Annotated in this window: 1 protein-coding gene; it reads right to left on the bottom strand. The window is 68.4% G+C overall.

Annotated elements, in window-relative coordinates:
- Nucleotides 1-237: transporter substrate-binding domain-containing protein (locus AC0IY0_RS29025; protein WP_471766509.1), on the bottom strand; the 237-nt coding region annotated here is incomplete at both ends.

Below are 237 nucleotides of genomic sequence, written 5' to 3'. Positions count from 1 at the left end.
CGTCCGGACCCTTGCTGCCCGTAGCCTTGCGGGTGCCGATCCGCGCCCCGGATGCGAGCCACCCGTCCGCGAAGGCGACCTGCTTCTGCCGGGCGGGCGTGATGTCCATCGACTCGCTGGTGAGGTCGTACTGATCGGCCATCAGGCCGATCAGCAGGGCATCGAACTTGACGTTCACGGGGCTGTTTTCGAGCCCGAGCCTGCGGCAGACCTCGCGCATCACCCGGACCTCCAGCC

It is taken from the genome of Methylobacterium sp. AC315 (assembly GCF_979253755.1).
Note: the sequence above shows the minus strand (reverse complement) of the source record. Positions and strands in the feature narration are given on the sequence as shown.